Consider the following 230-nt stretch of genomic DNA (forward strand, 5'->3'; position numbering starts at 1 on the left):
GCCGCTGCCCGCTCAGCCGCGCGGGGATCACGCGCGTGTCGTTCAGCACCAGCCGGTCACCAGCATTCAGCCATTGCAGCAGATCGGTGACGCGGGCATCGGTGATCCGGTCCTGTTCTGCCACCAGCAAACGCGCCGAAGAACGCGGCACGGCGGGCCGTGTCGCAATCAGATCCTCGGGCAGGTCGAAATCAAAATCGCTCAGTTTCATGGCTCGCGCGATACTGCGC

At 64.8% G+C, this 230-nt stretch carries 1 protein-coding gene; it reads right to left on the bottom strand.

Annotated elements, in window-relative coordinates; genetic code table 11:
* A partial coding sequence (locus tag O4G76_RS21820) for an S-adenosylmethionine:tRNA ribosyltransferase-isomerase (RefSeq protein WP_269399157.1) occupies positions 1-211 on the bottom strand: 211 nt, incomplete at its 3' end.
* Between the last annotated feature and the right edge of the window lie 19 nt (positions 212-230).

The sequence above is a fragment of the Limimaricola sp. G21655-S1 genome (assembly GCF_027213785.1).
Lineage (GTDB): Bacteria > Pseudomonadota > Alphaproteobacteria > Rhodobacterales > Rhodobacteraceae > Limimaricola.